Source organism: Bartonella japonica, from assembly GCF_040545385.1.
GTDB classification, from domain to species: Bacteria; Pseudomonadota; Alphaproteobacteria; order Rhizobiales; family Rhizobiaceae; genus Bartonella; species Bartonella japonica.
Window position 1 is genome coordinate 41784 of record NZ_JBEPLT010000008.1, and the last position, 23328, is coordinate 65111.

15 protein-coding genes and 1 tRNA gene are annotated in these 23328 nt (G+C 35.3%); 12 read left to right on the forward strand and 4 right to left on the reverse strand.

From position 1 onward, the window contains the following. Positions 1-659 precede the first annotated feature (659 nt). Together gltA and gltX (ABID39_RS04760) are read right to left on the reverse strand one after the other, a co-directional pair. A complete protein-coding gene (gene gltA, locus ABID39_RS04755; protein WP_354186570.1) occupies positions 660-1955 on the reverse strand; it encodes a citrate synthase in 1296 nt (431 codons plus the stop codon). Positions 1956-2209: 254 nt separating this feature from the next. Next, the gene (gene gltX, locus ABID39_RS04760) at positions 2210-3637 is read right to left on the reverse strand and encodes a glutamate--tRNA ligase (protein ID WP_354186572.1); all 1428 of its coding nucleotides are present in this window, start codon (positions 3635-3637) and stop codon (positions 2210-2212) included. Between the two features lie 114 nt (positions 3638-3751). Here gltX (ABID39_RS04760) and ABID39_RS04765 point away from each other — a divergent pair, with 114 nt between their 5' ends. The 7 genes from ABID39_RS04765 (at position 3752) to gltX (ABID39_RS04795) (ending at position 14067) form a co-directional block, all read left to right on the forward strand. Continuing rightward, positions 3752-6022 (forward strand): ComEC/Rec2 family competence protein, encoded by a 2271-nt coding sequence (locus tag ABID39_RS04765; RefSeq protein WP_354186574.1) that lies wholly within the window; start codon positions 3752-3754, stop codon positions 6020-6022. A 454-nt stretch (positions 6023-6476) separates the two neighbouring features. Further along, entirely contained in the window at positions 6477-7175 is a 699-nt protein-coding gene (gene rpiA, locus ABID39_RS04770; RefSeq protein WP_354186576.1) for a ribose-5-phosphate isomerase RpiA, read from the forward strand. Between the two features lie 128 nt (positions 7176-7303). Further along, positions 7304-7861 (forward strand): DUF2059 domain-containing protein, encoded by a 558-nt coding sequence (locus tag ABID39_RS04775; RefSeq protein ID WP_354186578.1) that lies wholly within the window; start codon positions 7304-7306, stop codon positions 7859-7861. A gap of 190 nt (positions 7862-8051) precedes the next feature. Continuing rightward, entirely contained in the window at positions 8052-9443 is a 1392-nt protein-coding gene (gene gor / locus ABID39_RS04780) for a glutathione-disulfide reductase (protein WP_354186580.1), read from the forward strand. 72 nt (positions 9444-9515) lie between these two features. Beyond that, the gene (locus ABID39_RS04785; RefSeq protein WP_354186582.1) at positions 9516-10895 is read left to right on the forward strand and encodes a class II 3-deoxy-7-phosphoheptulonate synthase; all 1380 of its coding nucleotides are present in this window, start codon (positions 9516-9518) and stop codon (positions 10893-10895) included. A gap of 121 nt (positions 10896-11016) precedes the next feature. Next, complete coding sequence (locus tag ABID39_RS04790; protein WP_354186584.1) at positions 11017-12678, forward strand: NAD+ synthase; 1662 nt, start codon at positions 11017-11019, stop codon at positions 12676-12678. A 9-nt stretch (positions 12679-12687) separates the two neighbouring features. Continuing rightward, complete coding sequence (gene gltX, locus ABID39_RS04795) at positions 12688-14067, forward strand: glutamate--tRNA ligase (protein ID WP_354186586.1); 1380 nt, start codon at positions 12688-12690, stop codon at positions 14065-14067. A gap of 61 nt (positions 14068-14128) precedes the next feature. Here gltX (ABID39_RS04795) and ABID39_RS04800 read toward each other — a convergent pair whose 3' ends face one another. Beyond that, the gene (locus tag ABID39_RS04800; RefSeq protein WP_354186588.1) at positions 14129-15532 is read right to left on the reverse strand and encodes a DEAD/DEAH box helicase; all 1404 of its coding nucleotides are present in this window, start codon (positions 15530-15532) and stop codon (positions 14129-14131) included. Between the two features lie 147 nt (positions 15533-15679). Beyond that, entirely contained in the window at positions 15680-16453 is a 774-nt protein-coding gene (locus ABID39_RS04805) for an NAD kinase (protein WP_354186590.1), read from the reverse strand. Positions 16454-16700: 247 nt separating this feature from the next. Here ABID39_RS04805 and ABID39_RS04810 point away from each other — a divergent pair. The 5 genes from ABID39_RS04810 to ABID39_RS04830 all read left to right on the forward strand — a co-directional run bounded on the left by ABID39_RS04810 (position 16701) and on the right by ABID39_RS04830 (position 21946). Then, positions 16701-16777 (forward strand) — tRNA-Arg (locus ABID39_RS04810). A 343-nt stretch (positions 16778-17120) separates the two neighbouring features. After that, positions 17121-18659, forward strand: a complete 1539-nt coding sequence (hutH, locus tag ABID39_RS04815; protein ID WP_354186592.1) for a histidine ammonia-lyase — start codon at positions 17121-17123, stop codon at positions 18657-18659. Positions 18660-19006: 347 nt separating this feature from the next. Beyond that, positions 19007-19372, forward strand: coding sequence for a hypothetical protein (locus ABID39_RS04820; protein ID WP_354186594.1), 366 nt, complete (start codon positions 19007-19009; stop codon positions 19370-19372). A gap of 474 nt (positions 19373-19846) precedes the next feature. Beyond that, positions 19847-21244, forward strand: a complete 1398-nt coding sequence (locus tag ABID39_RS04825; RefSeq protein ID WP_354186596.1) for an amino acid permease — start codon at positions 19847-19849, stop codon at positions 21242-21244. 534 nt (positions 21245-21778) lie between these two features. Further along, positions 21779-21946, forward strand: coding sequence for a hypothetical protein (locus ABID39_RS04830; protein ID WP_354186598.1), 168 nt, complete (start codon positions 21779-21781; stop codon positions 21944-21946). The last annotated feature ends 1382 nt before the right edge of the window (positions 21947-23328 follow it).

Here is a 23328-nt window from a genome sequence, read left to right on the forward strand (position 1 = left end):
ACTTTAAAGTTTTTAATATATATTATGTATTTTATTGTAAAACATTTAAGTTATTGAGAGCTATCTAAATCGAAAGATCTTTTTTATAAATACGAAAATTTTTCTTGTGAAAATGAGTGTATTACGAACAAATGATTTTAAGAGGAATATTTATAGGGAATACATACGGATATCTATAGTCTTTCATTATTGAATTGTTATTTTGTGTAAGAAACTGTAAGAATATGTTTCATCTTTTTTCTCATTTATTGAAGAGAGATAAGAAGTATTTGAGGTGTAATGAATAAAAGAACTCTTTATAAATTTTTCATTATGCTCTTTAGAAGGTGAGAGAAAAGATTTTTTATAGCTTGTTGTTGAGGTAACAATATCCATCAATTTTTTATAGAGAGTGATAGAGAATATATGTTTAATTGAGATAAAGTTATAAATCAGAATTGTCACATATTTCAGGGAAGTATTTCACCAATCCTCAAAAAGAGTATTTCATATTATTATTGGAATAGGTCATGAAAAACTTTCATTATGACTGTTGTGATAAAATTATAAGAAGAGTTGTTGGATAAAAACTTGTGAAAAATATTCTTATGTTGAGTGAATTATTCATTTACAATAAAGCTCCAGTTGATTGAAGCTTTATTAAGTGCTTCTTCTATTTTTTAGCTCATCCGTTTATCTATAGGAACATATTCACGCATAGGATAACCGGTATAGAGTTGGCGAGGACGACCAATCTTTTGTGCAGGATCTTCAATCATTTCTTTCCACTGTGCAACCCAGCCGACACTGCGCGCTAACGCAAAAAGAACAGTAAACATTTCAGTTGGAAAGCCTAAAGCTTTTAATGTAATGCCAGAATAAAAGTCAACATTCGGGTAAAGCTTTTTTTCAACAAAATATTCATCATTGAGTGCAATTTTCTCAAGTTCTATTGCTATATCGAGAAGTGGATCATCTTGAATATTCAGTTCTTTTAAAACTTCATGGCATGTTTGCTGCATGATTTTTGCACGTGGGTCATAATTTTTATAGACTCGATGGCCAAATCCCATAAGGCGGAAAGGGTCATTTTTGTCTTTTGCTCGTGCAATGAATTTTGGAATTTGCTCAACTGAGCCTATTTCTTGTAACATTTTTAAGCAGGCTTCATTGGCCCCACCATGTGCGGGTCCCCAAAGACATGCAACACCTGCTGCAATACACGCAAATGGATTAGCACCTGATGATCCCGCAAGGCGTACAGTGGATGTAGAGGCATTTTGTTCATGATCTGCATGGAGGATAAAGATTCGATCCATTGCTCGAGCGAGCACAGGGTTTATTTTATATTCTTCACAAGGAACACAAAAGCACATACGAAGAAAATTTTCAGTGTAGCTAAGATCATTACGAGGATAAACAAATGCTTGTCCGATATTATATTTATAAGCCATAGCGGCAAGAGTTGGAACTTTTGAGATAAGACGAACAGAAGCGATCATTCTCTGTTGGGGATCTGTAATATCAATAGAATCATGGTAAAATGCAGACATTGCTCCGAGGCACGCAACCATAACTGCCATAGGATGTGAGTCGCGACGAAATCCGTGAAAAAATCGCGCAAATTGCTCATGTACCATTGTGTGCTGCATGATACAACGATCAAAGTCATTTTTTTCTTGTTTTGTTGGAAGTTCACCGTAAAGTAAAAGATAGCAACTTTCGAGAAAGTCTCCTTTTTTAGCTAGTTGATCGATAGGATAACCACGGTAAAGTAATATTCCTTTATCACCATCAATGTAAGTGATTTTTGATTCACAAGAAGCGGTTGAGGTAAAACCAGGATCGTAAGTAAAAGTATTTGTTTCTTTATAAAGCGAAGCAATTTCAATGACTCCAGGTCCCTTTGTGCCTTCACGCATGGGAAGTTTTATTGTTTTATTGTTCACTGTGATGTGTGCTTTATGCTCGGACATTAGATATTCCTTTCAGATCCTTCGCTCCTAAAAATCAATATGCTGATTCACTGGATAGAGAGATACAAATTGAAGCTTTTCCTATCTATATTGAAAGGTAGATTTACCCTAAAAGCTGGCTCATGCAATCTAAAAAATACTTTTTATTTACAATTTTACCAAATATATTTTTCAAAAACTTAAGAATAACTTTCAATTTGCATAGAGACATTGAGATGTGAATGCTCATTGGATTAATAAGTTATGTACATATATTAATATGTTGTAGCGGCAAGTTGATCATGAATGCGATTAAGAGATTCATCTTTTCCTAATAAAATAAGCACATCAAAAACCCCAGGAGATGTTGAACGTCCTGTGAGAGTTGCTCGAAGTGGCTGGGCAATGGATCCAAATTTAAGGTCATGTGTTTGTGCATAAGATCGAAGAATTTCATCTAATGTTTTTTCATCCCAAGAGTTGCATGTTTTTAAAGCAAGATAAATACCGTTTAAAATGGCTTTTCCATTTTTATCTAGAAGTGTTTGTGCTGTTTCATTAAGCTGTAATGGTCGTTGTGCAAAAATGAACGAAGCATTTTCAATGAGTTCACACAGTGTTTTCGAACGTTCCTTCAAATGTGGTATGGCTTTTAAAAATTGAGTGCGGCGTTTTTCATCAAGTTTTTCAATGATTTGTGATCCACCTTCAATTTCTGGTAGAATATCAAGAGCAGCATTAAAAAGATCTTGATCATTGCTTATGCGTATATAGTGTCCATTGAAGGCATCAAGTTTTTTGAAATCAAAACGCGCTGCACCTTTATTAATATCATCAATATCAAACCAAGAGATCATCTCTTCGATTGACATAAGCTCATCATCACCATGGCTCCAACCTAGACGAACAAGATAATTACGTAAAGCAGCAGGAAGGTATCCCATTGTTCGATAGGCATCGACACCTAGAGCACCATGACGCTTTGATAATTTTGTACCATTTTCACCATGGATAAGTGGAATATGTGCCATAACAGGAATGTTCCACCCCATTGCATTGAAAATGATTGTTTGGCGAGCTGCATTTGTAAGATGGTCATCACCACGTATGATATGTGTTATCCCCATATCGTGATCGTCAACGACGACGGCATGCATATAGGTGGGTGAGCCATCAGAACGCAAAATAATAAAGTCATCTAGATCTTTATTCGGGAAGCGGACTTCACCTTGAACGCGGTCGTGCACAATTGTTTCTCCATTTTGTGGTGCTTTGATACGAATAACAGGTTTGATATCTTTAGGAGCTTTAGAAATATCACGATCACGCCAACGTCCATCATAACGTGGAGGGCGGCCTTCTGCACGAGCATTTTCACGCATTTCAGCTAATTCTTCAGGAGAAGCATAACAATAGTAAGCTTTACCGTTTTTTACTAATTGTTCAGCAACTTGGCGATGACGTTCTGCTCGTTCGAATTGTGAAATAGGAGCACCATCATAGCTAAGTCCCATCCAATGCAAGCTATCTATGATGGCTTTTACAGCTGCTTCTGTTGAGCGTTCTCGATCTGTATCCTCAATTCGGAGCAGCATTTTCCCACCAGTATGTTTGGCGTAAAGCCAATTAAAAAGGGCAGTACGAGCACCTCCGATATGAAGGAATCCTGTTGGTGATGGAGCAAAGCGGGTAATAACGGACACGAATCTTTTCCTTTAGAGTTAAGATGTTATTTATAGGATTTTATAAAAGAGTCATGTTAGCATAGGTGACAGGGGGTGCAATAGCTACATTGCAAGTAAAGTGGGGATTTGCCAATGTTTAATCAAAATAAAATTAGGGATGTTTTATCCATAAGCAGTGAATCAGAAAGAAAAAAGTCGAATCTGATACGGCAGAATGCTTTTTCTATGTGTGATGATGCAAATAACGACAGCTGTAGCAAACAAAATATTTTTCTATTTACACCTTTGAAAGAAGCCATCACTTTTTACTGGAAGTGGTTGATAGATTGCATAAACAAAGAAATTTCTTTTGGAATTCTTTTTTCGTTGGTTTTAGTCTTTTTTGCCCTAGGTATCATTTTTTATTTTAGTTTAGCGTGGGAGCCAAGTTGGGGGCAATTTGGTGTGTTGGTGAGTGTTTCCCTTGGAATACTTTATATTTTGCGTATTTATCGGAGGATATGGATTTCTGCGGGATTTCTGTTTTGTATTGTATTAGGCGCTTTGGCTGCAAAAATAGAAACGTGGCGTCTGTCAACACCAATGTTAAGCAGAGATATTGTCACTACTTTAACAGGAAGAGTTGTTTCTATTGATGCAAGGCCAAGAGGGGATGTTCGTTTAGTTTTAGATGTTTTGAGTACAAAAAATCCAGTATTATATCATAATCCTCAACGTATTCGTTTATCAGCAAGACATTTGCCATATAGATTAGCAATTGGTGATGGGCTTTATGGAAGAGTTAAGCTTAGTGCATTGTCTGGTCCGGTTCGTCCAGGAGGTTATGATTTTAGTTTCCATAATTATTTTAAAGGAATTGGTTCTCAAGGAGTTTATCTAGGAAAACCAAGTAAAATATCTGTTGCGCAAACCGATAGAATATTGAGTATTATCTTACAGAAAATTAAAAATTTACGGATGAATATGACACAAAGAATCCGTATGGCACTTAATGAGGAAAAGGGTAGTGTTGCGGCTGCTCTTATAACAGGACAGCGTGGGGGTATTTCAGAGGATACAAATAAAGCATTGCGTACGTCTGGATTAGCGCATATTTTATCCATATCAGGTTTGCATATGGCTCTATTGAGTGGTATCATTCTTACGGTTGTTCGTGGTTTCCTAGCGCTTTTTCCAGTTTTATCATCCTATTATTCCACTAAAAAATTTGCTGCCATTGCTGCATTAATGATGACGGCTTTTTACTTGCTGTTGTCTGGTGCAGCTGTCTCAGCACAGCGGAGTTTTGTGATGATTGCTGTTATGTTGGTTGCTGTATTGTGTAATCGTTCTGCTTTAACAATGCGTAATTTTTCTATTGCGGGTTTGATAACCCTCGCTGTTACACCACATGAAATATTAGGTCCTAGCTTTCAGATGTCTTTTTCTGCAACTGCAGCTTTGATTGCGTCTTTTGATTGGTGGAGTGGGAAGTTGCTTTCTCGTAAAAGAAAAACAACACCATCTTATGTAGGAGCTAGAGTAATCAGTTTTGCATTCTTATCGATACTTTCGATATGTGCATCTTCATTCGTGGCGGGGACTGCGAGTGGGATTTATGCTGCTTATCATTTTTCTAATGTTGCATTTTTTAGCGTCATCAGCAACGCTCTTGCTTTGCCGATAGTCTCAATTTTCATTATACCTTTTGGATTAATTGCAGTTCTTGCAATGTTTTGGAGTCTTGAGTGGTTACCACTTCAAATTATGGGTTTTGGTATTGGTCTGGTGATAAAAATTTCTCACGCTATAACAGCCATTTCTCCTGCTTTGAATCCCGGATTTATGCCATTATTCTCTTTAGTTTTATTGAGTATAGGTTTGGTTGGATTGATTTTTTGCAAAACATGTATCAGGTTCTTTTTTAGTTTTTTTATTTTTGCTGGTATTGGTGTTTACTTGATGCATCCACCTATACAACTCATTATAGCGGATGATATGAGACTTGTAGGTGTTATTAATGAAAAAAAATTATACATTGACCGTTCCCATATTTCTAAGTTCACGGTATCTATATGGAAAAAATCATTTCATGTAAATGAGATGATCAAACCAACAAAATACGGTCCTGCATTTAATGAACAGTTCGTTTGTGGCAATCATGTATGTACTTCTTTGTTAGAAAATGGATTAAAAGTGATTATCTTACATAAAGAAACAGATCAATGTCTAGACGCAGACATTATAATTAAGACGTTTGCGGTGGGGCATCAAATATGCGACAAGAAAACAAAGATAATATTTACTCCTCAGCAATTATTATCACGAGGGAGCGTTATGATGGACAAAAATGGAGATATCATTTGGTCTTCTATGGGATTTTATAGACCGTGGAATATGCATAGGCAGTATGCACATATATAATCTATAAGTTTTTCAGTCTTTTTTATATTTTTGTTACAACAGAATAGAAAATGACAGATAGTTTTTATGATACTTTGGTTATCTTTGTGTCGTTGCCAAATTTGCAAGAACTGACCAATAGTCCGTAGCCTATTCAAAAATAGACATTCTTTTGATATTAAAATAATTTTATAATTTGTAGATGAATTTTATTGTGTATAGCTTATCAGAAGTGAGCAATAAGCGTTAAATGCTCATTAGATATAGAAAATGCCAGTAAATTACATAAAAATTGTATAAAGAAATAAAATTATTCATTGTTCTATTTTATTATTACCATTATCATATATTTTGTAACAATCGATATTTTTTTAATCAAAAGATGATGAACAAATTTATGGCAGATTGAGGCAATAGGCTGTTTTATAATTAACCTATAATAAATGTCTCTGATGGGTAAAAGGTAAAATAATTCATGGATATTCAGCAGATGAAAAAAATGGCAGCTATTAAAGCACTTGAATTTGTTGAAAATGATATGCGTCTTGGTATTGGTACTGGTTCGACGGTAAATGAATTTATTCGCCTTCTTGGTGAGCGTGTTGCTAGTGGTCTTCGTGTAATTGGTGTTGCTACCTCACGGTATTCTGAACAACTCTGTCATCAATATGGGGTACCTATCACGACTTTGGAACAAATACCTGAACTAGATCTTACGATTGATGGAGCTGATGAAATTGGTCCAGGGATGACTCTTATAAAAGGAGGTGGGGGTGCATTGCTGCATGAAAAAATTGTAGCATCAGCATCTCGTGCAATGCTTGTCATTGCAGATGAAACAAAGATGGTAAAAAAGCTTGGTGCTTTTGCACTGCCGATAGAAGTTAATCCGTTTGGTATATCTTCTACACGTAAAGCTATCGAAAGAACAGCTTATGATTTAGGACTCTCTGGAGAAATTACATTACGAATGAATGAAGAAAATCCTTTTAAAACGGATGGGGGTCATTTCATTTTTGATGCATCTTGGGGATGCATTTTACAACCAAAACAATTGTCAGATTCTCTCCTTGCAATTCCAGGTGTTGTCGAGCATGGTCTTTTTTTGGAATTGGCTTCGCATGCGGTTGTCGCTATGGCTGATGGACAAATAAAGGTTTTTAAAACTGCTTAGTTTGAGAGAAGAAAGCTGACATGATAATATATTAAGACAATAGATAATAGGAAGTAATCGGTGTTGAAGGTTTTGGATAGAATAACGAATTTAAAGCACAAATAATTAGTCATCGGGGTAATCATTAAATGAAAATAATGTATTTTTTTCAGCGTTTTTTTGCGTATGTTTGTGTCGTTGCAGTTTTGTCTGTAAATACTGGAATGGTTTATGCTCAAGGTGTAAGTGATCAGCATTTAGATTCAGCGAGAAAAGCTATTCGTGTTATTCATGCAACGGATCAGTTTGATAATTTTTTATCAAACGCAGCACGTGATCTTAAAGATGAATTGATCAGTGATGACCCTAATTTGGCAACGGCTATTTCTGATATTGTGGATAAACAAGCACTTGCTTTAGCTAGACGGCGCTCTGATTTAGAAAAAGAGATTGCTCATGTATATGCAAAATATTTTACGCAAAAAGAACTTGATACAATCACGGAATTTTATAGTTCTGATACTGGCAAAAAGTTTTTGACAGAAGTTCCAAATATTGCGCGTGATTCTTATTCTACATTTGATGTATGGCGTTCTTCGCTTATGCAGGATTTAATAAAAAATGTAAGAAAGGAGATGTCCGAAACACTTGATTTGAACAATTCTATGACAATTGAAGAATCGAGCTCTTCGGAAAATCAGAAGTAATTCGATTGGTAAGATTACGACAGTGCACAACTTCTATTTAATTAAAAAGGGCGTTTTGCGCCGTTTTTAATTAAAAAGGATAGTTTTATATGATTTTTATAGAAAAAATAACGCGTGAGAACAAAAAGACTTTCATTTGAGAATAAAGAGCAATAGCTTATTGTCGTAAAGGTATGGGAAGGAATAATCCGTGGGATCTTTTGATTTTGATTTATTCGTCATTGGAAGTGGTTCTGGTGGAGTTCGTGCAGCACGTCTTGCAGGAGAGCTTGGTAAGCGCGTTGCTATAGCAGAAGAGTATCGCATAGGAGGAACCTGTGTCATTCGTGGTTGCGTTCCCAAGAAATTGTACGTTTATGCTGCACAATATGCGAAAGAGTTCCGTAAGAGCGTTGGTTTTGGATGGGAATATGCTGATCCAATTTTTAATTGGGAAAAATTGGTTGCAGCTAAAAATAAAGAAATATCAAGATTAGAAGGGCTTTATCGCCAAGGGCTACAAAGGAGTAATGTTCATATTTATGAAAGTCGTGCTGTCTTTGAAGATGATCATACATTAGAACTTTCTACAACAGGTGAGCGGGTAAACGCAGAAAAGATTCTAATTGCGACTGGGGCAAAAACTACGCCAAATACTATAATAAAAGGTAGTGATTTATGTCTTACTTCCAATGAGATTTTTGATCTTGAAAAGCTCCCAAAATCGATAGTCATCGTTGGAGGTGGGTATGTTGGTGTTGAATTTGCTAATATTTTTCATGAATTAGGTGTGAAAACAACATTGCTTCATCGTGGTGATTTAATCCTTCGTAACTTTGATTATGATTTACGACATTTGCTGAGTGATGCAATGATTGAAAAAGGAATTTCTATTATTTATGAGATAGAAGTTTCCGAAGTGCAAGCTATGGGAAATTATTATGATGTTGTTTTATCAAATGGACAAACGATAAGCACTGAACAGGTTATGTTGGCTACGGGGCGTATGCCAAATACAGCAGGTTTAAGACTTGAACGAGCAGGTGTTGAAGTGAATGAATTGGGTGCAATTGTTGTTGATGAAAAAATGACAACAAATGTACCTCACATTTGGGCTGTGGGCGATGTAACAGGACATGTTCAATTAACGCCTGTTGCAATTCATGATGCAATGTGTTTCGTTAAGACTGCATTTGAAAATACACCCACAACACCTGATTATGATTTAATCACGACAGCAGTTTTTTCACAGCCCGAGATTGGAACGGTCGGTCTGTCAGAAGAAGATGCAATACATCGTTATAAGAAGGTTGAAATTTATCGTACAGTTTTTTGTCCTATGCGCAATGTTCTTTCTGGAAGTTCGGAAAAGATCTTTATGAAGCTTATTGTTGATGGTGAAAGTCGTATTGTTGTAGGTGCACATATTCTAGGAGAAAATGCTGGTGAAATGGCGCAGCTCATAGGCATATCTCTCAAGGGAAAGCTGACAAAGGATGTTTTTGATGAAACTATGGCAGTGCATCCAACCATGGCAGAAGAATTGGTAACGATGTATAAACCAAGTTATGCCTATGAAAATGGAAAGAAAATAAAAAATTGAACAGCACATGTTATGGTAAGCGGCAAAGTTTTTAGCACGATGCATTGTGGCTTAAGCTTTGGAGAGAGTATAATGATGAAAGAATGGGAGCCAAACTCTTGGAGAACAAGGCCAATTAAACAGGTTCCGATTTATCCGGATAAATCTGTATTAGAAGATGTTGAACAAAAGCTACGCAGCTATCCTCCTCTTGTTTTTGCGGGTGAAGCGCGTGATTTGAAGAATAAATTAGCAGCTGTAGCACAAGGTCAGGCTTTTTTATTACAAGGTGGAGATTGTGCAGAAAGTTTTGCAGAACATGAGGCTGATAATATCCGTGATTTTTTTCGTGTTTTTTTGCAGATGGCGATTGTTTTAACTTTTGGCAGTTCTAAACCAGTTATTAAAATCGGTCGTATTGCTGGTCAGTTTGCAAAACCACGCTCTTCTGATACGGAAAGCAAAGAAGGGATTGAGCTTCCTTCTTATCGAGGAGATATTATCAATAGTATTGAATTTGAGGAAGCCTCTCGTGTTCCAGATCCACAGCGGATGTCGATGGCTTATCGTCAATCTGCGGCGACATTAAATTTATTGCGTGCTTTTTCACAAGGGGGATATGCAGATTTAGAAAATGTTCACGCATGGATGTTGAGTTTTGTTTCTAATAGCCCGCAGGGTGAGCGTTATGAATTGTTGGCAGAACGTATTTCTGAAGCAATTAATTTTATGCGTTCTATAGGGATTACTTCCAAAACGAATGCTTCATTACGTGAGACATCTTTTTATACCAGTCATGAAGCACTTTTGCTTGGCTATGAAGAAGCTTTGACACGGATTGATTCGACTTCAGGAGATTGGTATGCAACATCTGGCCATATGTTATGGATTGGTGATCGTACACGTCAGATTGATCATGCTCATGTTGAATATTGCCGTGGTATTAAAAATCCTATTGGGTTAAAGTGTGGTCCTTCCATTAAACCTGATGAGCTTTTGAGATTGATTGATATTCTAAACCCTGAAAACGAACATGGTAAGCTGACTCTCATTACACGTTTTGGTTATGATAAGGTTGAACATTATCTTCCAAAACTGATCCGCGTAGTTGAGCGCGAGAAGCGCAAGGTTATATGGTCGTGTGATCCAATGCATGGTAATACGGTTACTGTAAATGGTTATAAAACGCGTCCTTTTGATTATGTTTTAAAGGAAGTCGAGAATTTTTTTGCAGTGCATTATAGAGAAGGGACTTATCCAGGGGGCATTCATATTGAAATGACTAGTCGTAATGTAACAGAATGTACAGGTGGAGCACATGCTATTTCTGTGGAAGATTTATCTGATCGCTACCATACACAATGTGATCCGCGATTAAATGCAGATCAAGCATTAGAATTAGCTTTTCTTGTTGCTGAGCTTCTTAAAAAAAAACGTCATACTGATTCATTCGCTTTTGCTGCGAATAGTTAGGATAAAAGCTTTCATAATGTTTTTAATTTTAGCTCTTTGTAAAAGAAGAGTTTTTTAGAAATGTTTTTGATGATGAAAACAGAATTTTAGTTGCAAAACTGATGATATGGTATAAAGGCTTATGAAAAATGATTTTCGGGTAGCAGTAGCCCAATTAAATCCTGTTGTTGGTGATATTGAAGGAAATTTCTCTCTTGCTGTGATGGCACATCAGAAAGCTAAACAAGAGGGGGCTGATCTTGTTTTATTTACGGAGCTTTTCATAAGTGCTTATCCTCCGGAAGATCTTGTTCTCAAGCCTATTTTTATAAAAACATGTGAAACTTCTGTTAAGAAATTAGCAAAGATAACGGTAGGAGGGCCAGCAATGATAATTGGTCTTCCTTTAAGGCGTAATAATAATATTTACAATGGTGCTGTACTTCTTGATGAAGGACGGGTAATTTCTGAAAGTTTTAAGTTTGATTTACCTAATTATGCTGAATTTGACGAAAAACGAGTATTCTCTCCCGGCTCACGTCCTGAACCTATTATTTTTCGTGGGATGAAGTTAGGAGTAGCCATTTGTGAAGATATTTGGAATGATTTTTCTCTTTGTGCAGAGCTTGGTAAAAAAGGAGCTGAGATCATTCTTGTTCTGAATGGATCCCCTTATGATCGCAATAAAACATTAAGACGCATAGAGGTTACTCGTGAGCAAGCGCTTCGATCTGGTGTACCAATCATTTACGCTAATCAAGTTGGTGGGCAGGATGAACTTGTTTTTGATGGAGGATCTTTTGCATTAAATGAACAAGGGAAAGCAGTGTTTCAAATGAAACATTTTGAAAGCCATATTTCTGTAAGTCATTGGCAACGCAAAACGATAGGATGGCAGTGTATTTCTGGCTCCAATGAAAATCTTCTCAATGGGTTGGCTGCTGATTATCAAGCTTGTGTTTTAGGTTTAAGAGATTACGTTAATAAAAACCGTTTTAAGGATGTTATTATTGGACTTTCAGGAGGAATAGATTCGGCTCTTTGTGCGGCAATAGCAGTGGATGCGCTTGGCTCTGAGAGGGTTCGTAGTGTCATGATGCCTTATCATTATACTTCACAGGAATCATTAAAGGATGCTGAAGAGTGTGCACGTCTCTTAGGAAGTCATTATGAAACCATACCTATTGTGCAACCTGTTGAGGCCTTTTTAAAGACAATGGCTCCTGTTTTTTTAGATCTTCCATCTGATATGACAGAAGAAAATCTTCAAAGCCGTACACGCGGGACAGTTTTGATGGCGCTTTCAAATAAATTTGGCTCAATGGTGGTAACGACAGGCAATAAATCGGAAATGGCTGTGGGATATGCAACACTTTATGGTGATATGAATGGGGGGTTTAATCCTATTAAAGATATCTATAAAATGCAGGTCTATGCATTAGCACAGTGGCGCAATAAAAACCATTTACAAAACTTTAAGGGACCAGAAGGAATAGTGATTCCATACAATATTATAGAAAAAGCGCCTTCTGCAGAGCTGCGGGAAAATCAAAAAGATGAAGATTCTCTCCCTCCTTATCCTATTTTAGACGATATCTTGCAGTTTCTTATAGAAAATGACATGAGTGTTCACGATATTGTTGAACGTGGGTATTTGCGGGAAACAGTTGAGAAAATTGAACAGCTTCTTTATGTAGCAGAATATAAAAGACGACAATCTGCGCCCGGCGTAAAAATCAGTTATAAGAACTTTGGACGCGATCGTCGTTATCCTATTGTCAATCGTTTTCGCGATAAAAATTGAGCTTATTTTATGATAAAAGTCCGTTTTGCACCTTCTCCAACCGGTTATATTCACATTGGTAATATCCGTATTGCTTTGTTTAATTGGCTTTATGCGCAAGTGCATAAAGGGGAGTTTATTTTACGCTATGATGATACAGATGTTGAGCGTTCTAAGCAGGAATTTATTGATGCTATTATGGTTGATCTTGAGTGGCTTGGTATTCAACCGGATGAGATTTATTATCAATCTAAACGGTTTAGTCGCTATGATGAAGTTTCGGAATCTCTCAAACAACGTGGTCTTCTGTATCCTTGTTATGAGACCGCAGAAGAATTAGAGCGACGTCGCAAAATTCAGCTTTCTCGCAAATTACCCCCTATTTATGATCGCGCTGCATTGAAATTGACATCAGAAGATAAAAAAGCATTAGAAGCACAAGGTCGTAAACCTCATTGGCGTTTTCTTCTTCCTAATTTTGAAAATAATCCTTTAGAAACAAAGCGAACAGAAATTTGCTGGAATGATGCGGTAAAAGGAAAGCAGATGATTGATTTATCCTCTCTTTCAGATCCCGTTTTAATTCGTGAAGATAAAAGCTATCTCTACACATTGCCCTCTGTGGTTGATGATATAGATATGGCTATTACGCATATTATTCGTGGAGATGATCACATTACAAATACAGGCGCACAGATTGCTCTTTTTGAAGCGCTTGGTGCAGAATTACCAGTTTTCGGTCATATCAATTTATTGTCCACAGTTTCAGGAAAAGGGCTTTCAAAACGTGACAATGATCTTTCTATTTATTCTCTGCGAGAAGAAGGATTTGAATCTATAGCGGTTCAGTGTCTTGCTGTTTTGATTGGAACATCACAAAATGTGCAACCTTACCCTAATCAAATAGCACTTTTGGAACATTTTAATTTACAAGATACATCAAGATCAGTTGCAAAATTTGATGTTGCTGATCTGTTTACTTTGAATAGCCATCTTGTTCACACGTTAACTTATGCAGAAGTTAAAACACGACTTAAAAATCTTTCTATTGAAGGAGAAATGGCAGAGTGTTTTTGGAACGCTATAAGAAGCAATATTGACAAAGTAAATGATGCTGCCTTGTGGTGGAAAATTATTTATGATGATAAACATTTTGATACAGTAGCGCTTGAGGATCGTGCATTCATACGCCAATCACTCAAATTTTTGCCTGAAGGTGTATTTAATGATGAGAGTTGGAAAATTTGGACAACAGCATTGAAAAAAAAGACAGATCGTAGTGGAAAAGCTTTGTTTATGCCGTTGCGTCAAGCGCTTACAGGAATGGATCATGGACCTGAAATGGGGAAACTTTTGCAACTTTTAGGGCGTGAAAAAGTAGTAGAAAGGCTCGTTTTTCAAAGTGAATAAGAGTAGTTCTTTCAAAATATTTTATCCGTTTTTGCACTATTAAAGAAAGCAAAGTTGCATTTTAATCGCGGGTTTTTATGAGCATAAATGCTGGGATATCAGCGCCAAATCCAGAGGGAGAGGATTCGTTATTTTTTCGAGTATAACGTTGTTCAGGTGGTTTTGTTTTATTGTTTGCACTTTTAACATAACCTACCTTATCGTTTTTTAAGGATTTTCTAGTTTGAGCAATAGATTCTTTTGGAGCGGTTTTCTTTAACGACTTTGAAGGTTTTCTTTTTAAAACAACATTATCCTCTTGATCATAGGTCGTTAAAGTAGAGAGATCTCCATTAAGCCATTCAATTTTTTCGCTACTTATTTTCTCAATGGCACTGACATATTTTTGATCAGCCACTGTGACGATAGTAAAAGCTTTTCCACTGCGATTTGCACGCCCTGTACGACCAATGCGATGAATGTAGTCCTCAGCATGCGTAGGAACGTCATAGTTGAAAACATGACTGACAGCTGGGATATCGAGCCCACGGGCTGCAACATCAGAAGCAACAAGAAGTTTGAGTTTATTGTTCTTAAAATCTGCTAGCGTGTTCATACGTGAATGTTGGTCCATATCACCATGAAGTGCACCTACACTAAAATTATATTTGATAAGCGATCTAAAGAGTTCAGAGATATCTTTTTTTCTGTTACAAAAAATAATAGCATTTTGAAGTTCATCTCCTTCATTTTGGATAAGTTCTCGTAAAACAGCTCTTTTATCCCATGATTTACTTCCAGATTTTACGAGACGCTGTGTAATTGTGGTTGCTGTTGAGGATGCTTTTGTAATCTCAACAGATACAGGAGAATGTAAAAACTGTTTTGTGAGTTTGGTGATTTCTGGCGCCATTGTTGCGGAAAAGAACAAAGTTTGACGTGTAAAAGGAATGAGTCTACAAATACGTTCGATATCAGGAATAAAACCCATATCTAACATACGATCAGCTTCATCAATAACAAGAATTTCAACACCCATCATAAGTAATTTACCGCGTTCGAAATGATCAAGAAGGCGTCCTGGTGTTGCTATAAGAACATCAGCGCCGCGTTCAAGTTTACGGTCTTGTTGTTCAAAAGAAACTCCACCAATTAAAAGCGCAATATTAAGACGGTGATTTATTCCATATTTCTCAAAATTATCTTTGACTTGAGCTGCAAGTTCTCGTGTTGGTTCTAATATGAGCGTACGTGGCATTCTTGCTCTTGCACGACCTTTCTCAAGTAGTGTAAGCATAGGCAAAACAAAAGAGGCTGTTTTTCCTGTTCCTGTTTGAGCAATTCCTAAAACATCTTTCCTTTGCAGCACATGGGGAATCGTTTCACTTTGAATGGGAGTTGGAATTGTATATCCCGCTGATTTCACGGCTTTAATAACCTTTGCGGAAAGACCTAAATCATCAAAATGGTTTAAAGGTGGTATCATTTTTTTATCAATTGCTCTGCGATTTTAATTTCGCTATCCGAACTATTTATGAAATTAAGTATTCTACACTCTTTTGGAGGGTTAAGGTGCTTTTATAAAAAAGTCAACTATAACAGCCATATACACATAAAAACTATAATACAATAATTAATAGCGAAATTGTTCTGATAAAATACGTTCATCCCATGAATGGTTAGAGTCAAACAAAATTGAAGCTGTTACTTCTGTTGCTGTTGAAATAGTAACTGAACGAACAGATTTCACTTCAACATTATCAGCTGCGGCATTTACGGGGCGTTTTTCAGCTTCGAGCATATCAAAGCGTACTGTTGCCGTATTGGGAAGCAATGCTCCATGCCAGCGCCGAGGACGAAAAGGACTCACGGGAGTGAGTGCCATAAGCGGAGCCATAAGGGGTAAAATAGGTCCTTGTGCTGATAAATTGTATGCAGTAGATCCAGCTGGTGTAGCAACAAGAATACCATCGCAACTCAATTGTTCCATGCGTACATGATTATCAATGCTAATACGAATTTTTGCTGCTTGATAGGATTGGCGGAAGAGCGAGACTTCATTAATGGCTAACGCTTCAATAGTTCCTTGACATTCAGCTTGTGCAATCATGCGTAGGGGATGGATTTCCTTTTTATGCGCGGCAGCAATACGATCTGGCAATTTTTTTTCATGAAATTCATTCATAAGAAATCCTACAGAGCCTTGATTCATACCATAGATAGGTTTTCCAGTATTCATAACATCTCGTACTGTTTGTAACATTGTTCCATCGCCACCGATTGCGATAACAACATCAGCTTCTTCCAGAGAAGAATGTCCATAAAGAGAAATTAATTTATGAGCAGCTTTAACTGCTTCCTTAGTTTCAGCAGAAATAAAATGAAAGCGATTTGGTAATGTAATCATTAAGAATTATCCTGATATTCACAGCTTATTTTTTAGTGTATTTTGGGGAAATTTTGAAGTTATATATAAAAATCGTTTTTATAAAGAAGAGGATAAAAGTAGTCTGTTTAAGGTAATGTATCACAGTAGGATAGGATAAAAAGATTACACAGTGATATAAACTAGAAATTTGTATTTTAAAAAAGAATGGTAATTCATCATTGAAGCTGAAAATATGATCAGTTAAAAGGTCATTATTTAATTGTAAGCACCCGTAGCTCAGTTGGATAGAGCGCTGCCCTCCGAAGGCAGAGGTCACAGATTCGAATTCTGTCGGGTGCACCAAAATTTCTAGCTTCATACCGTAGTTTTTTTGATTCCTTATTAATATATTATAATATCATTTTTATTATCTGGATGTGTGATACAAAAAATACACAGCAGATTCTTCAATTCCTAAAAGAAAATCTTTAAGTCTTAAAAGGTAAATTTATCATAAATTGAGACGGGACATGTTTTCGTGAAATTATGCTTAAAAGATAAATAATCAATTTTTCTATGGTAGGCTTAAGAAAAATTGTGTTTGTCTAAGAGATTTAAATTCCTTCTAGAGAGGGGAGATACTTTTTTATATTGGAGAAGGGGCAACAATACTAATTGTTATGCTTTAAATTAAAGAAAGAAAATTATGACTATTATATTAAAACCGGGTGAGGTAACACTTAGAGAGCTTGAGGCTGTTTATTTCGATGGTAAAGTCAGTACACTTCACAGCGATACGCATCAAGCTATTATAAAGGGAGCAGAGCGCATTGCTGAAATTGCTGCTGGAAGTAAGCCAGTTTATGGCATTAATACTGGTTTTGGAAAATTGGCTTCGATTAAAATTGATGCAAACGATGTTGCTCTATTACAAAGAAATCTTATTTTGTCACATTGTTGTGGTGTAGGAGAACCTTTAGCTGAAAATATTGTGCGCTTGATAATGACCTTAAAGCTTCTTTCTTTAGGACGAGGGGCTTCTGGTGTTCGTTTGGAACTAGTACATTTTCTAGAAAATATGCTTGTAAGAGGTGTTATTCCTGTCATTCCGGAGAAAGGGTCTGTTGGTGCATCAGGTGATCTTGCCCCACTTGCTCACATGGCCGCTGTTATGATGGGAGAAGGGGAAGCATTTTTTCAAAATATTCGCATGAGTGGGGCTACAGCTTTAGAGAAAGCAAGATTATCTCCTGTTATTTTAGAAGCAAAAGAAGGTTTAGCTCTTATTAATGGCACCCAAACATCAACAGCACTTGCATTGGCAGGTCTTTTTCATGGTTACAGAGCGTTGTGTGGTGGGCTTCTTGCGGGAGCATTAACAACAGATGCTATTATGGGGTCAACGATACCATTTCATCCTGATATTCATCTTTTACGGGGGCATTATGGGCAGATTGCTGTATCACAAACATTAGAACAGCTTTTAAAAGATTCTGGGATTCGAGCTGCACATTTACGTGGTGATGATCGTGTACAGGATCCCTACTGTATACGTTGCCAGTCACAAGTTATGGGCGCATGTTTTGATATTCTTCTAGCAGCAGCAAAAACGCTCATTATTGAAGCTAATGCCGTTACAGATAATCCGTTGATTTTAAGGGATGGTGAGGTTGTATCAGGTGGAAACTTCCATGCTGAACCTGTAGCATTCGCTGCTGATCATATTGCTCTCGCTTTATGTGAAATAGGCTCCATTTCTCAACGACGTATCGCTCTTATGGTTGATCCAGCAGTTTCTCATGGACTTCCAGCTTTTTTAGCGCAAAATCCAGGACTTAATTCAGGTTTTATGATTGCTGAAGTAACTTCTGCGGCCTTAATGTCTGAAAATAAACAAATGGCACATCCTGCCTCGGTTGATTCAACACCAACTTCAGCCAATCAGGAAGATCATGTTTCAATGGCTTGCCATGGTGCTCGTCGATTACTGACAATGAGTGAAAACCTTTTTACTATTATTGGCATTGAAACGCTTGTTGCAGCACAAGGAATTGAGTACCGTGCACCTTTAAAAACAAGTTCTTTCTTGCAATCTGTTATGAATCATATACGCAAAAATATCGATACTCTTAAAGAAGATCGTTATATGGCTTCAGATCTTCATAAAGGGCATATTCTTGTGCGTGAAGGGTATTTATTGTCTGTTTTACCAAAAACAATTTTTCCTAAATTAAGATCTGAATAATATTTATTAAATATTATATGAGGAAGTTTAAATAATTAAATGTCTTATCTTTCTCATTGATATTTATAAAATTGATAATTTAAAATAATAAAGCGAGTGTTTTCTCATTCATTATACTATAAAATTATTTTTTATAACATTTTTATGATTGTTTTATTTATTATAATAAATTTTAAATAAAATTTTATAATTATAAATTAAAAATATATTTTATTATATTCTTACATATGCAATAGTATTATCTATAATATATTCACGAAAAATCAATTTTAGTTTATATTATTTTTTATATGTTTTTTAAATTTATAATTTATTTTTTGTGTTTTTAATTAAAACAAAGGATAAAAATGTTTATAAACAGCATATTACGTATTTTTATAACTGTTATTTTTTGTTTTTCACAAACTATACAGGTTCATGCGAATCTTTGGAGGAAAAAATCTCAGGAGGAGATTTTTACCGTCGTGGTTGCGCAAAATAAAGAGATTCCTGTTCAAGTAATCAATAAAGCGTTTGTTGATGTTTCTGGAAAAATTTCGGAAGAAAAGCGTGGAGTTTTTACTGGATCAAATATTGAAAAGGTTGTTTTTATTGCAATAGGTATTCTCCTTGGAAAGCTTGCGTCTAAAACTGTTGGAATTCTTAAAAGATGGGCTGGAGATGCAATTTATCGAGCCATTATAAATTGTCGGGATGCATATTATAAAGTTTAAGATATTAAATTCTTTTAAAAAGCTATTTCATATGATGCTTGTATAATTTATGATTATTATGAGCTAAAAAGATAGAGCATTTATTACAAAAACAGTAAAAATTAATGCATGCTCTTTTAAATTTTACCATATAAATTTTAAAGTTTTTATTATTTTGATAAAAGCAAGCACGGGGAGTGAATTATATTCACTCCAATATTTTTATAGAAAAATTAAAGAGTTTAAAAATGAATTAAATGTCAATTATAAAAAATTTTATTACCACTTGATTTTAACAAAATGATACAAAATTTAAAGCTATAAAAAGCTGTATATTCGTAATAAAAGTGGTTTCTTATTACCTAGGACAGGAGGCTAATTAGCTATTATTCAATATTTTTTAAGATAGTTCGTGAAGGAAACAAAGGCTTTATTTGTTGTAAAGTTGGTGTCGTTCTATGGAGGGAGGTAAAATTTTAATGAAAAAGGAAAAAAATGGTAACAAATGAACTGAAACGGGGTATGAATAAGCGTCAAGTCATCTTTTTAGCTCTTGGCTCTGCTATTGGAACAGGTCTTTTTTACGGATCTGCACAAGCTATTAAGCTTGCTGGTCCAAGTGTTTTGATTGCCTATTGTATTGCTGGTTTAGCTATTTTTATGGTTATGCGAGCTCTTGGTGAGATGATTATTCATAATCCACTGCCCGGTTCTTTTGCTCGTTATGCTGCAAATTACATATCGCCGTTGGCTGGTTTTTTAACGGGATGGACATATGTCTTTGAAATGATTCTTGTTGGTTTAGCTGATATCACAGCTTTTTCTACTTATATGGGATTTTGGTATCCCGATGTTGCGCCTTGGATATGGGCACTTAGTATTACATTGATTATTACGGGGATTAATTTGGCAGCAGTCGAAGTATATGGTGAATTAGAGTTTTGGCTGTCTTCTATTAAAATTATGGCTATCATTGCGATGATTGTTTTAGGAATAGCAATTATTTTGTATGGATGGAATAGCAATGTAAGTTTCTCTGCTGTGAGTATTCACAATTTGTGGAAAAATGGTGGTATTTTTCCCAATGGTTGGTTTGGTTTTTTGGCTTGTTTTAGTGTGGTTGTTTTCGCTTTTGGAGGCATAGAAATTATAGGGATGGCAGTGATGGAGGTGCAAAATCCTCATCAGACCATCTCAAAGGCAATTAATTCCACACCAGTTCGTATTTTGCTATTCTATATCATGACACTAGCTATTTTGATGTCACTTTATCCTTGGAATAAAATTGGTCTTATGGATAGTCCTTTTGTTTCAATTTTTGAAAACCTTGGGATTTCATCTGCAGCAAATATTCTAAACATTGTTGTTGTTACAGCAGCTATTTCAGCTATGAATAGCGGAATGTATGGTGCTTGTCGTATGATACATGGATTATCGCAAGAAGGTTACGCTTTAAAGGAATTTCAATATTTGTCAAAGAACGGCATACCAATTCTTGTTATTTTATTGATTTTTGTTATCTTCCTTTTTGGTGTTGTCCTTAATTATTTTTATCATGAAGGGCTTTTTTTTCTTATTGCTGCAATGGCAACATTTGCAACGGTTTTCGTTTGGATGATGATTTTACTTTCGCAAATTTTTATGCGGCTTAAAATGCCTAAAGAGGTACAGCGTGGTTTACAATTTCCAATTCCATTTTGGCCGATAGGATCAATTTTTTCTATTTTGTTCATGGTTTTTATTTTTATTTTGTTGTGGTTTTTTGATGATACACGACCAGTTTTGATTGTAGGTGTTAGTTGGATTGTTTTGCTTGTTATTTGTTTTTATGCGCTCAAATTTTATAATTTGAAAAAAAGCAATATAAATAAAGTTCAGAAAAGCAGAAAATAATTGCAGGAAAAAACGTTCGATAATTCTACTTCAGATTAGGGAATTTTTTCTAATCATCATGCTGTTTAGGTGCTGTACAAACTATTTCTAATAAATTGCAATCAAACGGTATAAAATAGGAAAATTGATTACTATTTTCATAAAGAGTGGACCATTTATAAAAAATGGTAACAGTGTAGGCTTAAGAATATACAGATTTTTATAAATTATATTTATGTATAAACTTATTTTAAAAGGCAATATAAAGTATTATTTATGCTTATTATAATATTTAATTGTTAAGATTACATTTTTGTTTATGTGTATATATTATTCATTTTTTTACATTAAATTCAAAAAAAACAATAATAATATGATTATATTGAAATTATTCTTTATTTATTCTTGTATTTATAACATTTTGTGGGAATAAATTAGCTCATAATATTTAAAAATATGATTTTTAAAAGTCTTTAAAAGTAAAGAATAGAAACATAAATTTGCAGCGTTTTAAAATGCAAAATTTCTGTTTTTTACTGCTTTTAAAGAAAGGTTATGGTTATTTGTAAAGAGGGAAATGGTAATATTCTCTATTTAGAAGGTGAAAATGGGAAACTTATAGAAGACAATCGTGGAAAAAAAATTCCTCAATTGCACTATTTAACAAATGAGGAAAATAAGTACTTACAAATTGGCTCTGATAGTAAGGTTCATATTTTTTAATGGCATTTCTATCACGCCTGATGAAACAGCTCACTATACTATTATTTTTTTGATAATAAGAAAAATCTATACTATTTTGTGATCTTTCCATCTAGTGATTTTTTCTTAATGGAAAGTTTTGTCGTTGGCTATCAGAAAATTTTGGAAGGTAGTTTGAGGATTTGGGAAATTTCATAAAACAGGTAAAGGCACTTGCATATGGGTATGTGGCAACACAGGGTTGCATATTGATGCCCATAGTCACGATAGCATGACAGTAGGCAATGGGTCGCATAGTATAGAAAGCTGTCCATGGTATAGCAAAAAACAAAAATCAATCTTTTTGCTTTAGTTTATAATACCCAATCTATGATGGATATGTTATATATTTTAATGAATGTCTAGCAAGATTATATCGATTTTGAAAAGTTAAATATGATTTTGTTGGTGGAAACATTTGTTATGATCCTTATACCCTTGAACAGATACCCCTTGGCAGCAATGTATTGAAAGAAGCGTAGAAAATAAAGAAAGGTTATCCTAGTGCTCATGCCTATTTTGGTCATGCAGAATAAAAGATGCCAAAATGCTTATGGGGATTCTTACAAGATCATCAAAAAATATATTCAATGAATTATGGAGGAAAAAAGAGTAACCATTTAAACTATTAAGTGATTTTTCACTCTTAAATATAGCAGGATGTGAATATCAAACATGACAAATTTCCTCTAGGTGAGGTCTATGGATAAGTGAAGTTTGGAGTGGATTTTCTTGAAATAGAAAAAGCACTGTTGGGATATGGCATGATGAACACTCATTATCTGGATAGAGAAAATGAATGCATGAGCATGAATGATAAGGTGATAGTTGAGGTCCTGCATGATTCAAGATGGTTTTCATGATAGATATGGTGATCTAGATTGGTGTAAAAATTATAAAGAATAAAATCTCTCCAATTGTCACTTTAGCGCTGTTATTCCAAAATGAAATGTTTAAAAGCGCTTAAATAGCCCTTATTGCAAAATATATAAAAGCCTATCTACCTACAAGCTTTGAGTTTTGCTTTTGGTCATGAACAACAATCCCCATGTTTTTTCGTAGGCATGTGCAGGATTATTTTCTCAATCTATTATCTTCATATAGCCTAAATCTATCTGAACACGTAGGTAAAAAAAATCCTGATATGTTTATGCAAATTTAATACGGCATCCTGCATGAGTTTGTTCAACCAACTATAGGAGAAGAAAAATGAAGAAAAATTTGAAATATTTTGGTGAAGTAGTTCTACTTATTATAACTTGATGTGTGATCAACCTTTTCTATCAGCGTTGATGTTTCCTGTGTTGATCAGTTTGCTATTCAATAAGCATTATTAAAATGTGACTGGAAATTACTTCATGCTA

Coding starts and splice junctions, on each gene's coding strand:
- gltA (WP_354186570.1), bottom strand. CDS start 1,955: ATGTCCGAGCATAAAGCACACATCACAGTGAACAATAAAACAATAAAA.
- ABID39_RS04765 (WP_354186574.1), top strand. CDS start 3,752: ATGTTTAATCAAAATAAAATTAGGGATGTTTTATCCATAAGCAGTGAA.
- rpiA (WP_354186576.1), top strand. CDS start 6,477: ATGGATATTCAGCAGATGAAAAAAATGGCAGCTATTAAAGCACTTGAA.
- ABID39_RS04775 (WP_354186578.1), top strand. CDS start 7,304: ATGAAAATAATGTATTTTTTTCAGCGTTTTTTTGCGTATGTTTGTGTC.
- ABID39_RS04785 (WP_354186582.1), top strand. CDS start 9,516: ATGATGAAAGAATGGGAGCCAAACTCTTGGAGAACAAGGCCAATTAAA.
- ABID39_RS04790 (WP_354186584.1), top strand. CDS start 11,017: ATGAAAAATGATTTTCGGGTAGCAGTAGCCCAATTAAATCCTGTTGTT.
- gltX (WP_354186586.1), top strand. CDS start 12,688: ATGATAAAAGTCCGTTTTGCACCTTCTCCAACCGGTTATATTCACATT.
- ABID39_RS04800 (WP_354186588.1), bottom strand. CDS start 15,532: ATGATACCACCTTTAAACCATTTTGATGATTTAGGTCTTTCCGCAAAG.
- ABID39_RS04805 (WP_354186590.1), bottom strand. CDS start 16,453: ATGATTACATTACCAAATCGCTTTCATTTTATTTCTGCTGAAACTAAG.
- hutH (WP_354186592.1), top strand. CDS start 17,121: ATGACTATTATATTAAAACCGGGTGAGGTAACACTTAGAGAGCTTGAG.
- ABID39_RS04820 (WP_354186594.1), top strand. CDS start 19,007: ATGTTTATAAACAGCATATTACGTATTTTTATAACTGTTATTTTTTGT.
- ABID39_RS04825 (WP_354186596.1), top strand. CDS start 19,847: ATGGTAACAAATGAACTGAAACGGGGTATGAATAAGCGTCAAGTCATC.
- ABID39_RS04830 (WP_354186598.1), top strand. CDS start 21,779: ATGGTTATTTGTAAAGAGGGAAATGGTAATATTCTCTATTTAGAAGGT.